The sequence below is a fragment of the Moorena producens 3L genome (genome assembly GCF_000211815.1).
Classification (GTDB): Bacteria; Cyanobacteriota; Cyanobacteriia; order Cyanobacteriales; family Coleofasciculaceae; genus Moorena; species Moorena producens.
The window spans coordinates 1-19,393 of record NZ_GL890975.1; the positions used below are offsets into that span (position 1 = coordinate 1).

The following is a 19,393-nucleotide window of genomic DNA, read 5'->3' on the forward strand; positions in this document are numbered from 1 at the left end:
TAAAGATTTATGAAGTCCTTTGATTTATGGTAAGCATTCAGCATTCAGCATTCAGCATTCAGCATTCAGCATTCAGCATTAGACATCTCCAGAAACTCGGTTTTGACCCAGGCAGTGCAAGGGTTTGAGGTTAATTTTTGGAGATGTCTATTCAGCATTCAGCATTCAGCATTCAGCATTCAGCATTCAGCATTCAGCATTCAGCATTCAGCCATAGGCCAACGGCTGACGGCTGACGGCTGACGGCTGAATGCTTACGATTTATGAAGTCCTTTCTAAGGATTCAGGCATCAGTAAATAAAGGACTTTAAGCCCCTTTACTTTAGTCAAGGGTGCTGACGCTACTTTTTTTAGATTTCTGGGAATTCTGTGAATGTAACTCCTAAGGATTTGTCAGTCAAGCAGGATGGCATAGGCAAATGTTATTCAAATCTTTAGCCCAAGGGGTTTCCAAGGTTTCTGGGAAAGTTCCCCTTCCCCTGATCTTGGTCATACCATTTGTCCTGCAAATCTTCGCAGCAGTCGGACTTGTGGCATATCTGTCCTATAGAAACGGCAAGAGAGCGGTTAATGATGTTGCGACTCAACTGCTTGAAGAAGTCAATGCTCGGGTTGAGCAGAATTTGGAGGCTTATCTAACCATTCCTGATCTAGTTAATCAGATTAATGCCACTGCCATCAATCTAGGTCAATTGAATTGGCAAGATATTCCTGAATTAGAACGTTACTTTTGGCAACAGCTTCAGATATTTAATACCCTCACATTTACTGGATTAGGCTTAGAGAATAAAGACAACCTAGGAGCAGAACGATTAGATGATGGTACACTGACTCTTAGAGTATCCACCAAAGCTAGCAATCAGATTTTTTACTCCTATTCTACTAACGAATTTGGGGAGCGATGCAGTCGGCCAAAGGGGGAAATCCCCATGAGCGACTGCATCAAGAAGCGTGAGGAAATCCTAGACAGTATTAAGTTTGATCCGCGCACTCGACCATGGTATAACACTGCTGTCAAAGCTGGTCGCTCAACTTGGAGTGAAATTTACCCCAATACTGCTGGTGTAACTGCCTATCTCGGTGCATCAATGCCATTTTACGACACACAGGATCAATTGCAGGGGGTACTCCTAACTAATATAAATCTATCACAAATCGGCAACTTTTTAAGCAGTCTAAACGTTGGCCAAACTGGACAAGTTTTTATCATTGAACGTTCGGGAATGATCGTGGCTACTTCTACCGGTGAGAAGCCTTTTCGCACTACTCACAAAGACTACGGAGCCGAACGATTTAAAGCAACGGATAGTAGTAATCCCTTCACTAAAGCTACGGCTCAGTATTTATCAACCAAGCTGAATCAAAAACAACCAATTCAACGTTTACAGCAATGGGAATTTGCTGTTGACGGTAAACGAAAATTTGTACAAATACAGCCTTTTCAAGATCAGTTTGACTTGGATTGGTTGATTGTGGTAGTCGTGCCAGAAGGGGATTTCATCGAACAAATCCACGCCCATACCCGCACTACTATTGCCTTATGCCTAGTAGCATTGTTACTGGCAACAGAAGTCGGAATCGTTACATCCCGTTGGGTTGTCCGGCCTATCCTCCAACTGAAGGATGCAGCCATTGCTCTAGAGAAGGGACAATTTGACCAAATTGTCAATCAGGAGCGCTCCGATGAACTTGGGGTTTTGGTTAAGGCATTTAATAACATGGCAAGACAATTGCAAGAGTCGTTTGCCACCCTAGAAGCCAAGAATACTGAATTGCAGCACCTCGATCAACTGAAAAACGAATTTTTAGCCAATACCTCCCACGAACTCCGCACTCCCCTCAATGGCATGATCAGCATTGCTGAATCCCTGATGGATGGTGTTGCAGGACAATTGCCCTCCAAAGCAAACGCTAATCTTGCCATCATTGCATCTAGTGGAAAAAGACTAGGGAATTTAGTCAACGATCTCCTGGATTTTTCCAAGCTAAAACACAAACATCTTGAACTTCAAATTAAGCCAGTCAGCCTGCGAGAAATAGCCAATCTCATCCTTGGGCATTCCCAGTCTCTAATTGGCAAAAAACCTTTGCAGTTAATTAACTCAATTGCTGCCGATATGCCCTTGGTCGATGCTGACGAAAATCGGCTGCAACAAATTATTTATAACTTAATCGAGAATGCTATTAAGTTTACTGAATCTGGTAAGGTTGAAGTATCAGCTGAGCAGTTACCCGTTAGCAATGACGAGTTACCAATGTTAGTCATTACTGTCTCAGATACAGGAATTGGTATTCCAGCAGATAAATTAAATCGGATTTTTGACTCCTTTGAATCAGTAGATTGCTCCAGGACTAAAGAATACGGCGGGAGGGGTTTGGGATTAGCGGTTACTAGACAGTTAGTCGAGTTACACGGTGGCAAAATTCATGTGCGATCGCTTAGGCTGGGAGAAGCACAATGCTGTCTGGGAGGATCCCCTAAGCGATCGCAAAATAAGTCTGGTTCCCAGTTTACATTTACTTTGCCAGTGTGTCAGAGGCCGGTTCAGCAGACCTCAGCAATGTTGCCAATTGAATCCATTGCTCCAGTTCCGGACTTGACGAATGAAACCCCGAACTTTACTGGAGTCTTAGCAGCAGACAGTGGATATATCAAAATTTTGATAGTGGACGATGAACCAGTCAACCGCCAGGTTATTAGCAATTATCTTTCCATGGAAAACTATGCGATCGCTACAGCCACTAATGGTTTAGAAGCTTTAGAAATGCTCTCAACTGGCTTCCAGCCTGACTTGATCTTACTGGATGTGATGATGCCCCGCATGACGGGCTATGAAGTCTGTGCAAAAATTCGCCAGAAGTTTTTGCCCAGTGAACTTCCGGTGATCATGTTAACCGCCAACAATCAAATTTCCGATTTGGTAGAAGGGTTTACTTTTGGGGTAAATGATTATCTGACTAAGCCTTGTTCTAAACATGAATTGTTAGCCCGAATTAAAAGTCATCTACGGCTTTCTAAAATTACCTCGGCTTATGGTAAGTTTGTTCCCCATGATTTTTTGCGCTTCCTAGGATATGAAAGTATTGTTGATGTTAAATTAGGGGACCATGTTCAAAAAGAAATGACAGTTCTTTTTGCTGATATTCGCTCTTTTACCAGCCTATCAGAACAGTTATCTCCTCAAGAAAATTTTAATTTTATTAATAGCTATCTGAGTCGAGTTAGTCCAGCAATTCGCGCTCACAATGGCTTTATTGATAAGTACATTGGAGATGGAGTTATGGCACTTTTTCCTGAATCAGCGGATGATGGGGTTCAAGGTGCACTTGAGATGCAACAAACAGTTGCACTCTACAACCAGCATCGGTGCAAGAGTGGATATCTTCCGATTACTATCGGTATTGGTTTACATACAGGTAGCTTAATGCTAGGAACCATCGGTGAACAAAAGCGGATGGAAAGTACGGTGATTTCTGATGCAGTGAATCTTGCTTCCCGCTTGGAAGGATTAACCAAACTTTATGGTGCAGGGATTATGATTAGCCAACAAACCCTCTATAACCTGAATGAGTTTCAAAAGTACAGTTATAGGTTTTTGGATCGAGTCAAAGTTAAGGGAAAAAATCAACCGGTGGCAGTATTTGAGCTATTTGATCAAGATCAGCCACAACTGAAGCAGTTAAAGAGACAAACTAAGAGTAACTTTGAACAAGCTGCTTTTCTCTACCATCGGCAAGCCTTCGCCCAAGCTGAACAGATATTTCAGTCAGTTTTACAAACCAATCCCCAGGATAAAGCAGCGATGCTCTATGTCAAACGCTGCCAAAGGTATCAAACCTATGGGGTGCCAGAGGACTGGGAACGGGCAGAAGTGTTGCATGAGTCATAATTTGGCGTTGCCCAATTGTGTAATAATTTATGGTAGTGGGTAAAATAATTCAACAGCATAATTCCGTCAAAGACACCAAACTTTTGACAAAATTATGAACACTCTGATCTGATAAATCCACAATCGGTAAGGTTGATACTACATTTCCATAACACTTACTAATCGAGCGGCGGTAAGCTGGATCATAATGAGTTTCAAGCAAATCTCCTACCAAAGCATCACCTTGACCCCTATCAATCATTCCATACCACTGGTTAATTTTTTTCCAGCCATAGCGAGACCTTAGACACTCTAGTTTAGCTTTGCAAAACTCAGGGTTAGTACCCAAGTGAGGATACTCTTGCAACAACCATTCAATTCGACGTGCCAAGGGTAACTCAACTTCCACACAGCTAGCATCCTTCATATTTTGCCATACTGCATGAGGCAAATAAATTTGTCCAATCTTATTGCTTTCTGCTTCCACCCATACTGGCTTATGGACATCAAAGTGTTGCAATTTTTCCAATAGCAGGGATTCAAACCATTTTTGGGATGGTTGAGATAATGGTTCACCTTCCCACTCTTGACCGAGCAGGGAACCTCGATGATTGGCTAACTCTTCCAAATCCAGTACCTGAACACCTTCCTTAGCAAGTTGCCGCAAGATCAGGGTTTTCCCACTACCGGTTAGTCCACACAATACTCGGTAAGTAAACTGTTGTGGCAACTGTTCTAATTGTTCCCTTACATAAGCTCGATAGGTTTTGTATCCCCCGTCGAGAACTGTAACTTGCCAGCCAATTTGAACTAACACTGCTGCCAAACTCTGGGAACGCTTTCCACCCCGCCAACAATAGACTAAGGGATGGTAATTTTTATCCTTAGCAGCAAAGTGACTTTCCAGATGTCGAGAGATATTCCCAGCAACTAGAGAGGCACCAATTTTGCGAGCTTCAAAGGAAGACACTTGTTTATAGATAGTCCCCACCTTAGCCCTTTGCTGATCATCGAGCACAGGTAGATTAATCGCACCTGGCATATGATCCTCAGCAAACTCACTCGGGGAGCGCACATCAATAATTTCGCTGTAGTCTTCTTCCTTTGGCTGCTGGGTATAGTTATGCGATCGCTGCATTCGATGTTCAATTTTGTGTTTCGTGACATACTGTACATCATAACTGCGAAAAACGCTATATAATTCAATTTTGTTGTATCATGAATAGCTAAAATTTACTACTCTTTTCTAATTCTTTATAGGAGCATTTTCATGATATCTCCCCCTATTAAAAGACCCCAGGTTAGGAGCATGTCACTTATGCATAAAATTTGGACTAAAACTAAAGCCCCCTCATGGGTTTTAGCTTGCTGTGATAGTACCTATAGCAATCCTCAATCATTTTTTCCATCAGCAAAATATCAATTTTTTGCTGGGGAAGGGTTATAGCGATTCGGTGCAGTCGAGGCTATCGCGATTCGGCGTAGCCGACGCTACGGGAACGCTTCGGCCACTATATTTCACGAATCAGATCGGATTGCTATAGTTAATATGGTCTACAACTTTGACCTGCTCCCCTTCTAGAGTATCAGACTTCGCCCCCTGAACGGTTACAGGAAACTTCTGATACAAGCTCTGTACTAATCCAATTTAGCTGAAATAAATTATTGTCTAAATCTGACTTAGGACGCAATCGCACTAAATAAAAACCGTCGGTTTCTATCACAGAAGTTGTGTATTTGTCAGTATTAATTTGACAAAAATTAATTGGTAGACTAGAACGATTGTATGTGGTTAAATAAACATCATAATTAGTGAGTAATAATGGATTTAATGTCAGAGCCAAATAGTAACCTTTATAAATAACTCCATAGACAAACTCATTATTGGGGTCTCCCACAGGTAAAAATTCTTTTCTAACCCATTCTTTAGGTAGCCATTTCTGGCATACTAGAATAGTGAATATATAGTAATTAAGAAATCGATAAAAAATATTATCTTGTCCTATTAATTTGGGCAAATAATTGAAGTAATTGTTAATCTGACTACTATTAACTGATTCAGTATTGATAATTTGATTATTATCCATAATAACAGCAGGTAAACTGACTTGATCGTACCAATTATAATATCTTAAAGCTAAATTATATTTTCCCGGTTCCAGTTTGATTTCTTGCCATTGTTTATGAAATTTTGGCTCATGAGATGCTATGTATTTGACAGGTTTGCCTTCAGGAAAACTATAGATACCTATACTCCATGACTGAGCTGAAGCCACACAAGAACTGATATCAATTTTTAATGATTCTTTGACTGGAACCGGTTCTGTAGTGGCAATAATGGCGTGGACATTCCATCGAGGACCAGTAGTTAAAATATAGGATAGTACCAGAGGCTGTTTTAGCAGTTCTTCAGAAACAAATCGCCATTTATAAACTTCTTTTTTGGTTAAGTCTGCTATTTTTTTCTTGGTTTTGGTTTTCTTTTGAAAAAGAATGGGTATAAGTCCCTTAACAGCTTTATAAAATATCAAAGATAACAATGCTAGTGGAATTTCCCACCAGAGTTGGAAGAATAAAAATTTTTCTTTAGTTTCCATTATCAAATAACCTCTATACCTTAGTATTGTACCTGAATCTTGTCGAAATCCACATCCAGCCTACTGTAACAGGTTTTAAGCACCTAAACAAAATTAATTTACTACTACCAATCTCTGTAACCCTTACAGTGTAAGGCTTTGATTTTTTGAAAATGGGTAATTAATTTTGTGCACCTGCTTATTGTGATGTTAAGCTGGGGGGGTGACATGCAAGCTGAAATCCTTACTGAGTAATCATTTCAGCCCATAATTTTCCAAAAGATACATTCTGTTTTGGGCTGACTTTGGACGTATTTATAAGGGTTTGAGCTTGCCATAAAATCATTCGTAGGGTCAATTTGGGACTGTATCTTCCATGAGCCCATTGGCATCAAAACCTTATATAGTAAGCTTTTTGGGGCTCATGTCACCCCCTCAGGATGTTAAGATAAGTGATGCTAAAGCAGCAGCAGCATCAATATGAAGATTATGCCCTCCTGACAGAAAAACTCGTTTAGCTTGAGTCATAGTCATTTTCTGTTGTTGCAAATCTTCTGGTCGATTTAGTTTGCTACTATCTCCATAAACTAACGTAGTCGGAACTTGGATAGATTTGAGCATCTCCAAATATTGAGATCGACCACCAGGTAAATTGTTTAAACCCAGAATAGAACGAGTACGAATAATTGCATCCCAACTCCAGCGAACTCCACCTTGATTTGGTTGTGTAATTCGCTGAGCTAAGATATAAGAAAATTCTTCTGACAGACTAGGTATCGCTTGACGCAACCTACTTGCAGCAGTTGCCACATCAGGAAAGATGGGATGTTGAGGAGTAGAACTGAGATAGTCTAAACAAGTCGTTAGCTGATTAACTGCGGATTCTTTCTTGCTTTCCTCAGCAGGTAGCGGAAGTTCTACCAAAATCAACTCTTTGATTTTCTTTGGTCGCACGCTAGCGATCGCAGTTGCCAGCATGGCACCCATGGAATGACCTACTAACAACAAAGGTTGGTCTGGTAATTCCTGAATTACCCGGTCTATCTGAGCTAAAAATGTCAGTGAACTATAAGAAGTCACCATTTCCAAATGAGAAGAGCGCCCGTGACCAAATAAGTCAGGAGCCACTACCCGATAACCTTGTGCTGCTAGAGGAAGTGCGACTTCTTGCCAAGCTAATCCTTGTTCCAAAATTCCATGAATACACAGAACTACAGGATGCTCCGGGGAACCCCAACTACACAGACAGATCTGATTTCCTCCGAACTCCAGGAATTTTTCCTCCATAATAGGCTGCTCTGTTGAGGGAGTTGTAGAGACTTGAGGCTGTTGATTTGTCGGAGTTGTAACTAGGTTTGGCAACTCATAACTAAGTTGGCTGGCTATCCGTTGAGTTTCTGACTTCAACGGATAAGGTAATTGAATCGTTTTCCATTTGTCTGCCAAGCTCTCATCAATAGTATTGTGTTTGAGGAAGTTAGGGTCACTGATTGACAATGACTTTTGATGAACACCCCCTGTCATGCGATCGCCCTGATAAGGTTGCAAAAGTTCTGGCTCGAAGGGAACATTGAGAAAGTCGCATAGTTGGGATAGCACTTGTTGAGGTTTTTTCACCAAGTCTTCATAGCGAATCTGATGCTGACGCTCTGGCTCCAACTGGCTCAGGAAATTTAGAATGTTCTGGTTACTCTTAGCCCACACCTGCTCCGCTACCCGGTAAGGATTTTCCTCACCTAACCCGACAAGTTTTTGCATCCGCATCCGCACAAATGATTCTATGACTGAGTAGGGATGACGAACTAGATAAATGTATTTGGAGTTAGCAAAGAGTGCTTCCCCTCGTTCTAGGATAGTGGGCTCCATAGCATAAGTAGGAGACTTGTCTACGAGTAGACGAGGTGCTATGTTCTCCTGGAGCATCCCATATACCTGCTGAATTGATAAGTTCTGTGACTCGAGGTCTTTAATTAGAGCCTGACTAGCTGTTGCATCCAGGTTTTTTACTTCCATGAAAGTTTTTTGTAGCCCTTCCCCCAAGTAAGAAAGGTTTAGTTGCTCCTGTCGCTCCTTCATGGTGTTAAAGGGTAACAGATGCAACTCCGGTGGTGAAAACAGGGAAGAATGACCCGCTAGCATGACTCTGAGTAAAGTTGAACCTGAGCGGGGACTCGAAAGGATAAAAATAATACCAGGAAGACGTGAAGAGACGGAGGCTGGACGTGCAGAGTTTCCACTAGGTGAACTTTTGGTTGCAAAGATTTCTAAGCTTGTTGGAGATGGTTGAGTAGCAAGATTATCTTCACTCAACTCAGCACTCAAATATTGAGTCAGGGAGTCGATTGTTGGTCGTTCGTAAAACTCTCTGGGATAGATAATAAAATCTAGGTCGCCACTAAGTTTATTGACAACTTCCATTCCCATTAGGGAATCCATACCCAACTCTACAAAATTGTCATCAGTGGAAATTTTTGATGGATTGATTCCGAGAGTTTTTGCTACTACCAATTGAATATAATTTTTCAAAATATCTTGACGTTCAGTTATTGGTGCAGCTTGCAATTTTTCTAAAATGCGTTCGTCTGTCTTTTCTGAGCTTGTCTCCTGTTGCAAGAGTTCTAATAGTAAAGAACTTGGATTTGCCGAACTAAATTGTTTTGCCAATACCGACCAATCTACAGGCAATACTCCCACCTGTGCTGTAGACTGAGTGCGTACAAGTTCCTCTAATACTTGTATTCCTTGCTCTGGAGAAATCAAACTTATCCCTGCCGTTTGCATTCGATTTTGATGCTGACTTGCAAGACGAGTCGCCATACCACCTTCAGACCAGCCTCCCCAGTTAATACTTAATCCTGGTAATCCCATCTCCCTACGATAATGAACTACAGCATCCATAAAAGCATTAGCTGCAGCATAGTTTCCTTGACCGGGTGAACCTAATAAGGAACTCATAGATGAGAAGCAAACAAAGAAATCTAGGGATAAATGCTGGGTTAATTTATGTAGATTCCAAGTCCCGTTGACTTTGGGGGCCATCACTTTCGTAAAGCGCTCCCAATTGGTTTGTTGCAGTAGGCCATCATCCAAAACGCCTGCTGCATGAATTACACCTAGTAGTGGGGGTAGAGATGTTTGAATTTGCTCTAGGATATTGGCGACATCGGATTCAACTGATATATCTGCTGAAAGAACTTTTACTTGAGTGCCTAATTCTTCCAAACTTTGAATCGTTTGTTGTGCTTGCTCAGAGGGTTGACGACGACTGATTAAAACTAAATTTCTAGCTCCTTTTTCTGCCATCCATGCTGCTGTCTTCAACCCCAGGGCTCCTAATCCTCCAGTAATTAGGTATGTGGCATCAGATCGCAGTGACAGGGGTTGAGATTCTTGGGGAATGTGCTTGAGTAAACGAGCAACGTATATTTTGCGATTGCGCACCGCTAGATGGTCTTCTTTTTGACTATCTATTATCTGTTGTAATAGTACTTCCACCTCATCTTCGGAACCCTGTGGATCGAGATCTACCAAACCTCCCCAAAGCTGCGGATGTTCAGAAGCGATCGTTCTACCTAATCCCCACAATGGTGATGTTGCCACTGTTAGTTTCTCTGTTGGTGACAATACAGGTTGAGTCCCTCTGGTGATCATCCAGAGTTTTGGTGGTGTTGAGTTGGGGTTTTTGACTAAAGTTTGTAATAAGTGCAGTGTACTGCCACATCCCCATAGTTGCGCTTGTTCTAAGGTTTCGGTGGTTAAATCTTGTTCAGAAGCAGTATCCAAACTCCACAGATGAATTACCTTTTGTAAGGGTAATTTACCGTTTTCGAATATTGTTTGATATACTTGTTCAAATTCCTGGGGATGAGATGGATTAATGTGATAAATCCCTGGTTCATAATTTTGATAATTATCAGCTTGATAAACTACACTGCATTCATTTCCCAGCTGTTGCAAATGAGTGGCCAAAGATTTGCCCAATCCTTTTGAATCTGTCAAAATCAACCAATGACAGACTTGATTATTTGATTTGTTTCGTTGGGGTTTTATAGCTTGAGATATCCACTGGACTTTATAAAACCATTTTTTGGTAGTTAATCTGGCTAATTCTTGTTGATGTTGTTGAGATAATGAGGCTAATAAATCCGGTAATAATTTCAACTGTTCCGGTGGTAAATCACTAGTTTTTTCGACTTTTTCTGCTAACTCTTTAGTATTTCCTTGGCTGAGTAATTTAACGATAGTAGTACTCGTACCTTCAGGAGTACCTTGGAGGTTTGGCTCCCCAGAGCATACAACTTGTTGTTGATTTATACTAGTTTCTACCCAATACCGTTCTCGTTGGAATGGGTAAGTTGGCAATACTACTTTCTCACGGCTATAATCTCGATCAAATCCTGACCAATCTACTTTGGCTCCCTGTACATATAACTGTCCTAAACTTGAAAGAATCTGTTGCCATTCATCCACTCCATGACGCAAAGATGGCAGCCACACACCAACGTCTGGCGATAGACATTGCTTGCCCATACCTAATAATATTGGTTTGGCTCCAATTTCTAGGAAAGTTTCATAGCCTTGTTGGTGCAAGGTTGCCATACCTTGGGCAAACCTTACCGGTTGGCGCACATGATTGACCCAATATTGGGCTGTGGCTATGCTCTTGTCTGCTTTTGTGCCTGTGACGTTAGATATGATGGGAATCCTGGGTTGATGGTAGGTGATTTGATTGGCTACAGCTTCAAACTCTGCCAACATGGGTTCCATCAAGGGTGAATGGAAAGCATGGGATACTTGTAGCTGTTTGGTTTTGATGCCTACTGATTCGAGGTGAGTTGCCATCGCTCTAATGGCTTCAGCTTCACCGGAAATGACTATGCTTTCGGGTCCATTGATGGCTGCTATTGCTACTTTGTCTTCTAGGGACATTGCCTTCAGAGTCTCTAGAACCTTGGACTCTGAAGCCATAACTGAAACCATCTCTCCACCAGCAGGTAATCCTTGCATTAACCTTCCTCTAGCGGCAATTAGTTTCAAGCCATCTTCTAAACTAAATACTCCTGCTACTGTTGCTGCTACATATTCTCCCACACTGTGACCCATCACGACATTTGGCTTAATACCCCAAGATTCCCATAACTTCAGCAAAGCGTATTCAATAGAGAACAGAGCTGGTTGGGTGTAACCAGTTTGATCTAGTGGAGAATCATTTGACTTTTGTGCATCTTGAGGGTATAGAATTTCTAGGAGTGGATTGTCCAGGTAAGGACGCAGGATATGGTCACATGTATCTAAAGCTTGACGAAAAGTAGGTTGAGTTTCATACAATTGCCTTCCCATATTCAAATACTGGGAACCCTGACCTGTAAATAAGAAAGCTACTTTGCTCTCACTGCCACTATTGGGTACTTTGCCAGAAAAAACTCCAACTACTTCTTCCCCTGCTGTGTGTTGCCGAAGTTTTTGTGTTAATTCCTCTGAGCCAGAGGCAATAACGGCTAGGCGATGGTTAAACTGGGCACGTCCTGTGTTAGCTGTGTAACAGACATCTGAGATAGCCAATTCTGGATAAGTTTCCCAATGGTTTTGATAACGACTGACTAACTCTTCGAGCGCTTTTTCTGTCTTGGTTGACAGGGTTAGTATATGGAGGGGACGTTCTAAGTCATTTTCACTTTTTCCTTTTGCCTTTTGACCCTTGATTAGCTCAGGAACCTCTTCCAAGAGTAAATGAGCATTAGTGCCACTTATACCAAAAGAACTAATCCCTGCTATTCTCGGTTTGGCTTCACAATTCCAAGGCATTAATGAAGTTGGTATTTTAATTGGTAATTTATCCCAATCTACATAGGGATTAGGCTGCTTTAAGTGTAAATGAGGTGGAATTTCTTGATGCTGAAGTGCTAAAACGACCTTAATTAAAGCTGATACACCTGCGGCTGCCTCTAAGTGTCCAATATTAGTCTTCACGGAACCAACTACTAAAGGCTGATCCACTGGACGATTTTTGCCATATATTGCGGCCAAAGCTTCTATTTCGATGGGGTCTCCTAAAGCAGTTCCTGTCCCATGAGCTTCCAAATAGCTCACCTGATGGGGTTCTAACCTAGCATTGCTCAAGGCTTGTTGAATCACTTGTTTCTGGGCCATTCCATTAGGAACTGTAAGACCGCTACTAGGTCCATCGTGATTGATTGCAGAACCTCGGATAAGTGCTGAAATTAAATCACCATCAGTAATTGCATCGGACAAACGCTTCAAAACGACAACACCACATCCTTCTGCCTGACCATAACCGTTAGCCGCAGCATCAAAAGTCTTGCAGCGACCATCAGGGGATAGTGCTTTCATTGTACAGCGGCCAATAGTACTGATTGGTGATAAGATTAAATTCACTCCACCTACTAATGCTAAATTAGATTCTCCTGATCGCAAACTTTGACAAGCTAGATGGATCGCAACTAAAGAACTTGAACAAGCTGTATCTAACTGTATATTAGACCCTTGTAAACCAAGTAAATGAGAAATACGACCTACACCAAGACTTCGATTATTAATAAGAATAGGATTACTCAGACTCGCATAGTCATCCGTGGAGACGCCCATGAATACACTTGTTTTACTATTCTTAAGGTTAGTCCATGTTTGCCCAGCATTTTCCAGAGCTTCCCAGGTAACTTCTAAAAGTAGTCTGTACTGAGGATCTAAACTAATTGCCTCCCGAGGAGAAATACCAAAAAACAAAGGGTCGAACTGGTCAACTTGCTCAATAAATCCACCCTGTTTGGTGTAGGCTTTTCCTGGAATTTCTGGGTTAGGCTCGTAATGAGCATTAACATCCCAACGGTGAGGTGGTACTGGTGTAATAGCATCTATTCCATCATGTAATAAGCGCCAATATGTAGATGGGTCATTAGCTCCACCAGGAAACCGACAGGCCATGCCCACAATAGCGATTGGTTCAGTTTTTGCTTTGTTGACTGCTTCAAGCCTACTCCGCATTTCTTGTAATACTTGAAGCACCTCTTGAGAGGATACATCTTGTTGGGTTGTTTTAGAAACATTGCTCATTGTCAGTTACCCTCCTTCAGTAAATTCTTGATTTCTTGTAACTCAGCAGCAATCGCATGATCAACTTTTCCTTGAGTTTCTATCTGGGCAGAATCTAGGTTTTGTGTATTTTGACTGTCATCAAGATCAACTTCTTCTTCCTCTTGCCCCTCTGGCAAAATTTCTTTGATTAAATGTTCCGCTAAGTTTTGGATATTAGAAGTCCCAAACAACTCAGCTGCACTAATCGAGCAACCCAAATTAGAACTCAAGAGATTTCTTAACTCAACTGTTAGCAAGGAATCCATGCCCATGTCAAAGAATCCCAACTCTGGATTGGGCAGTTTGGATTTATCAAATCCCAGCAATTTACCGACTTTAACTTGAAGATAACCGATCAGAATTTGGTTGCGTTCACTTTCAATTGCTAGTGCTAGTTGTTCTAAAAAGTTTTCATCCTTAGTTGTTTCTTTTTGTAGTTTTCTGGAAGCAAAAGCTTCTAAAAATGAAATTGTATGTCCTACTGGCAGCTGTCCTAAGAATTGAGACCAATTTATGGGGAATACTCCTACTTGGCTAACGGGCTGTGATAGCAACTCTCCTAATACCTGCAATCCCTTCTCTGGAGTTATAAGATTCATTCCGGTTGTACGCAACCGACTTTGATGTTGACTTCCTAGACGAGAAGCCATCCCTCCTTGAGCCCAAGCTCCCCAATTAATGCTTAATCCCGGTAAGCCCATGCTCCGACGATAGTCAGCCAAAGTATCCATAAAAGCATTTGCTGCGGCATAGTTTCCTTGACCAGGTGAACCTAGTAAGGATGCAATGGAGGAAAAACAAACAAAGAAGTCTAGTGGTAGCTTCTGAGTCAACTGATGCAAATACCAAGCTCCTTGTAGTTTCGGAGCCATAACTTTCCTGAAACGCTCCCAGCTCATCTGTTGTAAAACACCATCATCCAGGAATCCTGCTGCATGAATCACCCCTCGTAATGGTGCTTGAGATGCCTCAATCTGCTTCAGGATACTAGCAACGTCCTCTTCCTTAGAAACATCTCCTAGTATGACTGAGATTTTAGCTCCTGTTTGTTCTAATTGCTGGATAGTTTCCTGAGCTGTTTCTGAGGGAGTACGACGCCCGTTTAATACTATATGTCGTGCCCCCTGCTTAACCATCCATTGGGCTACTTCCAATCCCAATGCTCCCAAACCACCAGTCAATAAGTAACTGCCTTCTGTTCCGAATGCTATCTGTTGCTCTTGCTCTGAAATTGACTTTTGGGTTCGCCTTGCCAATCTAGCGGAATAACGCACTCCTCCACGAATTGCTATTTGGTCTTCATCATCAGGATTTAAGAGTTCCTTACCTAATGCTTCTAAGGCTTCTAAGCTGTTCCTGGTTTGGTCTAAATCAACTCGCCTACATTTCAGCTCTGGGTGTTCTAGTGCTATTACCCGACTCAACCCCCACACTGGTGCTTGCTGTACTGCTAGTTTCGGTTCATTCTCTTCTACATTTTGTGTTCCCTGAGTAACTAACCATAGAGGTACTATTGATGATTGCGAGTTTGACACCAATGCTTGCACTAAATATAGTACGCTGGCACAACCTAGTTCTTGAGCAGCTTCCAACTCTTCTGTTGAGGTATTAATATTCCATAGATGAACTACTCCTTCTAGGGTATCTTGGGTAGTAAACAACTCTTTTATTAGTTGTTGAAATTCTTGTGCATTCGTGGGATTTAGTTGATAGTGTTGGTCATCTAACTGCTTGTAACTAGAGCCTGGGGTTACGATGAGACAATTTTGATTCTGTTTTGCTAAGACCGTTTTCAATGCTTGCGTTTGCTGATCAGCAAATATGAGCCAATTTCCTGGTTTATTGGGTGATAGCAACTGTTGATGTTTTTTGGTTTCCCACTTCAGTTCGTAAACCCATTGTTTAACAGCTACTTCAGAGTAAGAAGACAGTTGAGCTAGCATTTCTCGGTTCAACTGATAACTTTGCTCTTGTGGTAAATTTTCTTGTTTTTTTGCTGTTAGTAATACATAGCTAGCCAATCCTTTGCTCAGTAATTTACCTAACTGATTATAGGATTGAAAAGCTGACTTAACATTATCGTCATGATTTTGTTCATATAATTCTCTGAGATTTTCTTCAAATTCAGCATCATACAAATAGTTGGATACTTCATGACTAATATCTATAGCACTAATTAATTGCAATTTATTTGGTGAGAGTTGCTCTACCCAATGTTGTTTGGTAATAAAGTAAGATGATGTTTCTTCGTGGTCAATATCAACATCACTATTAGCGATAAAATCTGCCATTACTAATAGACCTTCTTCCTGAAGATGCCTGCTTATATTGGAAAATAACAGCGATTTATCCTTAATATGATGAGCTACTTCAAATCCAAATGCCAGGTTGTAATTATCAGGAAACTCATCTTTTGAACTGTCTCGGTTAAAAATTTGTATCTGCTCTTGCAGTTGATAATCATTAACTTGGTTGGCAGCAAATTTAGCTTGTCCACTAGAAATTGTATAACCGTTTAGTTGTAGGTGTGGGTGATTTTTGGCTAAGGTTATTAAATCCGAGCCATATCCACAACCAAAATCTAACACTTTTTTGGTAGATGAGAAGTCTACTTGTGAAAAACATAGCCTTCTCAACTCTTGCTGTGCCTCTAATAAGGCTGTTTTATGGGTCGGGTTTTGATTAGAGTTAGTCAACATTTTTAGCCAGGAAAAACCGGGAATACTTTCTGGTAATATTCCAAAAGTTAAGAATTGCAGTGAATTATTTTCTTGTTGCTTTTCTTTACTCAATTTTTCTTGACTAATTTCTGCAAAAGAATTGTAATAGTCATAAACTACATTACCTTTAAATTCCAGATAATCTTGGTGACGGTTGACTAAGATTCCTAGCAACTTAGGCAACATTTTTTGTTCGTCTGCAGTTAATTCTGTAGAAAAGCTTAATTCCTGATTCAACCCTTCTATATCACTTTGATTAAGTAAGTCTACAATTAAACTTGAGCTACCATTAACAGCTTTTTGCCCTTGATTTTTGTCAGTATCTATCCAATAACTTTCTCTCTGGAATGGATAGGTGGGTATTGCTACCTTATGACAGGCGTAATCTTGGTCAAACCCTGACCAGTTTACCTTGATCCCTTTCATATATAACTGTCCCAAACTCTGCAACATCTGCTGCCATGCTTCTACTCCAGGGCGCAAGGATGGTAACCAAACACCAACCCCTTCTGGCAGACATTGACGTCCCATACCCAACAAAATTGGTTTGGGTCCGATTTCTAGAAATAACTCATACCCTTCCTGGTGCAGAGTTGTCATGCTCTCGGAAAAGCGCACTGGTTGCCGGACATGGTTCACCCAATATTCGGCAGAAGTAATTTCTGAGCCCACTTGTTGACCAGTAACATTAGATATTAGTGATATTTGAGGCTGACTATAGGTTACCTGTTTGGCTACTGCTTCAAACTCTGCCAGCATTGGTTCCATCAATCGTGAATGGAAGGCATGGGATACCTGTAGTTGTTTCGTTTTGATGCTAAGGGATTCTAGGTGAGTTGCGATCGCTCCTACTGCTTCTGCTTCCCCAGAAATGACTGTGCTTTCGGGTCCATTGATGGCTGCTATGGCTACTTTTTCTTCTAGGGACATAGCCTTAAATATCTCCAGCACTTTCGACTCTGAGGCGATAACCGAAACCATCTCACCACCTGCGGGCAATTGTTGCATCAATCTTCCACGAGCTGCAATTAGTTTGAGGCCCTCTTCTAAGCTGAATACTCCTGCTACTGTTGCTGCTACATATTCTCCTACACTATGACCCATGACCACATCTGGTTGGATTCCCCAAGATTGCCAGAGTTTAAATAAGGCGTATTCTAGGGCAAATAAGCAGGGTTGGGTATAGGCTGTTTGGTCTAGTAAGGATGAATTAGACTGTTCTTGGTTTGCTGGATAGAGAATTTCTAGTAAGGACTTTTCCCGGAACGTTTCTGTACCAAGGAGAATTTCATTACATTGCTCAAGTGCTTTGCGGAATACAGGTGCTTGTTGATACAACTGCCTACCCATATTGACATATTGGGAACCTTGTCCTGTGAATAACAAGGCGATTTTAGGTGCTGTACTGTTGTTTGGCAGTTCTATTGAGTAGATTCCTGTTACCTCTTCTCCCTGTTGGTGCTGTCGGAGTTTTTCCACTAATTCTTGTTGGTTCGAGGCGACAACTGCTAATCTGTTGTTGAAGTGACTTCTGCATGTGTTAGCCGTATAACAAATATCAGCGATTCTTAATTCTGGATAATTTTTGAGATAGTTTTGATAACTATTAACTAAATCATCAAGAGCTGCTTGAGTTTTGGCTGAAAGAGTTAATAGATAAACTGCACGTTCTAGAGTATCTTCTTTTACAGTCGAATTGCCATTCTCCTCTACTGTTGCCGATAAGCTGTTACCTTCTTTTGGTGCTTCTTCGATAACCACATGAGCATTAGTTCCACTAAAACCAAAAGAGCTTACTCCAGCGATGCGACTTTTACCATTGGTTTGCCAAGGGGTGAGTTGAGTCGAAACTTGCACTGGTAATTGAGACCAATTAATATAAGGATTGGGTTGCTTAAAATGTAGTGATGGTGCAATCTGTTGATGTTGCAGTTGCAGGACTACTTTCATCAAACCTGCTATTCCTGCTGCTACCTCTAAGTGACCTATGTTAGTTTTAGCGGTACCAACTATTAAAGGTTGCTCTTGGGAGTGGGTTTTTCCAAATACCGTTCCTATCGCTCCAACTTCAATAGGGTCTCCCAAGGAAGTTCCCGTACCATGAGCTTCGATATAACTAACACTTGCTGGGTCTACTCCTCCATTGGATAACGCTTTGCGAATAACCGCTACTTGAGATGGACCATTAGGCACTGTCAAGCCACCACTGGCTCCGTCTTGATTGATCGCAGTTCCACGAATTACTGCCAGAACATTATCCCCATTGGCTACCGCGTCAGAGAGTCGTTTTAAAACAATCACTCCGCATCCCTCTCCACGTACATAGCCATTTGCCGAGGCATCAAAGGTCTTGCATCGACCATCGGGAGATAACATTTTAGCCTGAGAGAAAATAATACTAGTCTCAGGAGATAGAAGTAGATTGACACCTCCAGCTAAAGCCAAATTGCATTCTTGTTGTCGCAGGCTCTGACAAGCTAGATGTAAGGATACCAAAGACGAAGAGCAAGCCGTTTCTACTGCCAGATTAGGTCCTGTCAGTCCCAATATGTATGATAAACGACCTGTAGCAGCGCTTGGCGCATTACCTGTACCCCAATAAGCCTGTGGTACTTCACTGGTTGCCAGCTGATTTAAATAATCACTACTACCAATGCCAATAAATACTCCTGTGAGACTATTAAACAATTGGTCAGGGACTATGTTCGCTCTTTCTATTGCTTCCCAACTTACTTCCAGCAATAAGCGTTGTTGGGGGTCTAGACTTTGAACTTCCCGGGGTGAAATGCAGAAAAATGGAGCATCGAAACCATCTATTTGTGAGAGAAAACCACCGTCACGAGTAGAAATTTTGCCCGTAGCATCCGGGTCTGGGTCGTAGTAGTTATTAATGTTCCATCGGTTTGAGGGAACTTCAGAGATAGCATCAACCCCATCATTGAGTAGTTGCCAGAAGGATTCTGGGGAGTCTACTCCACCAGGAAAACGACAACTCATGCCAATTATCGCTATGGGTTCCTTGCTTTGAGTTTCGTATTTTTCTAGTTTGGAGCGTGCATCTTTAAGGGCTATAAGCGCTCTTTGTAAGGCTGAGAGTGATTGTTCCTTTTCTTGTTCTTGTTTTAGGTTCATGGTG

Annotated in this window: 5 protein-coding genes; 1 reads left to right on the forward strand and 4 read right to left on the reverse strand. The window is 41.5% G+C overall.

All coding sequences use genetic code 11. The features are described from left to right. Positions 1-419 precede the first annotated feature (419 nt). Positions 420-3,890: a response regulator gene (locus LYNGBM3L_RS33170; protein ID WP_008191774.1), complete on the forward strand. Its 3,471-nt coding sequence runs from the start codon at positions 420-422 to the stop codon at positions 3,888-3,890. Positions 3,891-3,939: 49 nt separating this feature from the next. On the opposite strand, the gene mnmH is transcribed toward LYNGBM3L_RS33170, so the two are convergent. The 4 genes from mnmH to LYNGBM3L_RS35195 all read right to left on the reverse strand — a co-directional run bounded on the left by mnmH (position 3,940) and on the right by LYNGBM3L_RS35195 (position 19,389). Next, positions 3,940-5,007 carry a tRNA 2-selenouridine(34) synthase MnmH gene (gene mnmH / locus LYNGBM3L_RS33175; protein WP_008191777.1) on the reverse strand — a complete coding sequence of 356 codons (1,068 nt, stop codon included), beginning with the start codon at positions 5,005-5,007 and terminating at the stop codon, positions 3,940-3,942. A gap of 448 nt (positions 5,008-5,455) precedes the next feature. After that, positions 5,456-6,466 (reverse strand): DUF6208 family protein, encoded by a 1,011-nt coding sequence (locus LYNGBM3L_RS33180; protein ID WP_008191782.1) that lies wholly within the window; start codon positions 6,464-6,466, stop codon positions 5,456-5,458. Positions 6,467-6,880: 414 nt separating this feature from the next. Beyond that, positions 6,881-13,516 carry a type I polyketide synthase gene (locus tag LYNGBM3L_RS33185; protein WP_008191784.1) on the reverse strand — a complete coding sequence of 2,212 codons (6,636 nt, stop codon included), beginning with the start codon at positions 13,514-13,516 and terminating at the stop codon, positions 6,881-6,883. Between the two features lie 2 nt (positions 13,517-13,518). Further along, the gene (locus LYNGBM3L_RS35195) at positions 13,519-19,389 is read right to left on the reverse strand and encodes a type I polyketide synthase (RefSeq protein WP_008191786.1); all 5,871 of its coding nucleotides are present in this window, start codon (positions 19,387-19,389) and stop codon (positions 13,519-13,521) included. Between the last annotated feature and the right edge of the window lie 4 nt (positions 19,390-19,393).

Coding starts and splice junctions, on each gene's coding strand:
- LYNGBM3L_RS33170 (WP_008191774.1), top strand. CDS start 420: ATGTTATTCAAATCTTTAGCCCAAGGGGTTTCCAAGGTTTCTGGGAAA.
- LYNGBM3L_RS35195 (WP_008191786.1), bottom strand. CDS start 19,389: ATGAACCTAAAACAAGAACAAGAAAAGGAACAATCACTCTCAGCCTTA.
- LYNGBM3L_RS33185 (WP_008191784.1), bottom strand. CDS start 13,516: ATGAGCAATGTTTCTAAAACAACCCAACAAGATGTATCCTCTCAAGAG.
- LYNGBM3L_RS33180 (WP_008191782.1), bottom strand. CDS start 6,466: ATGGAAACTAAAGAAAAATTTTTATTCTTCCAACTCTGGTGGGAAATT.
- mnmH (WP_008191777.1), bottom strand. CDS start 5,007: ATGCAGCGATCGCATAACTATACCCAGCAGCCAAAGGAAGAAGACTAC.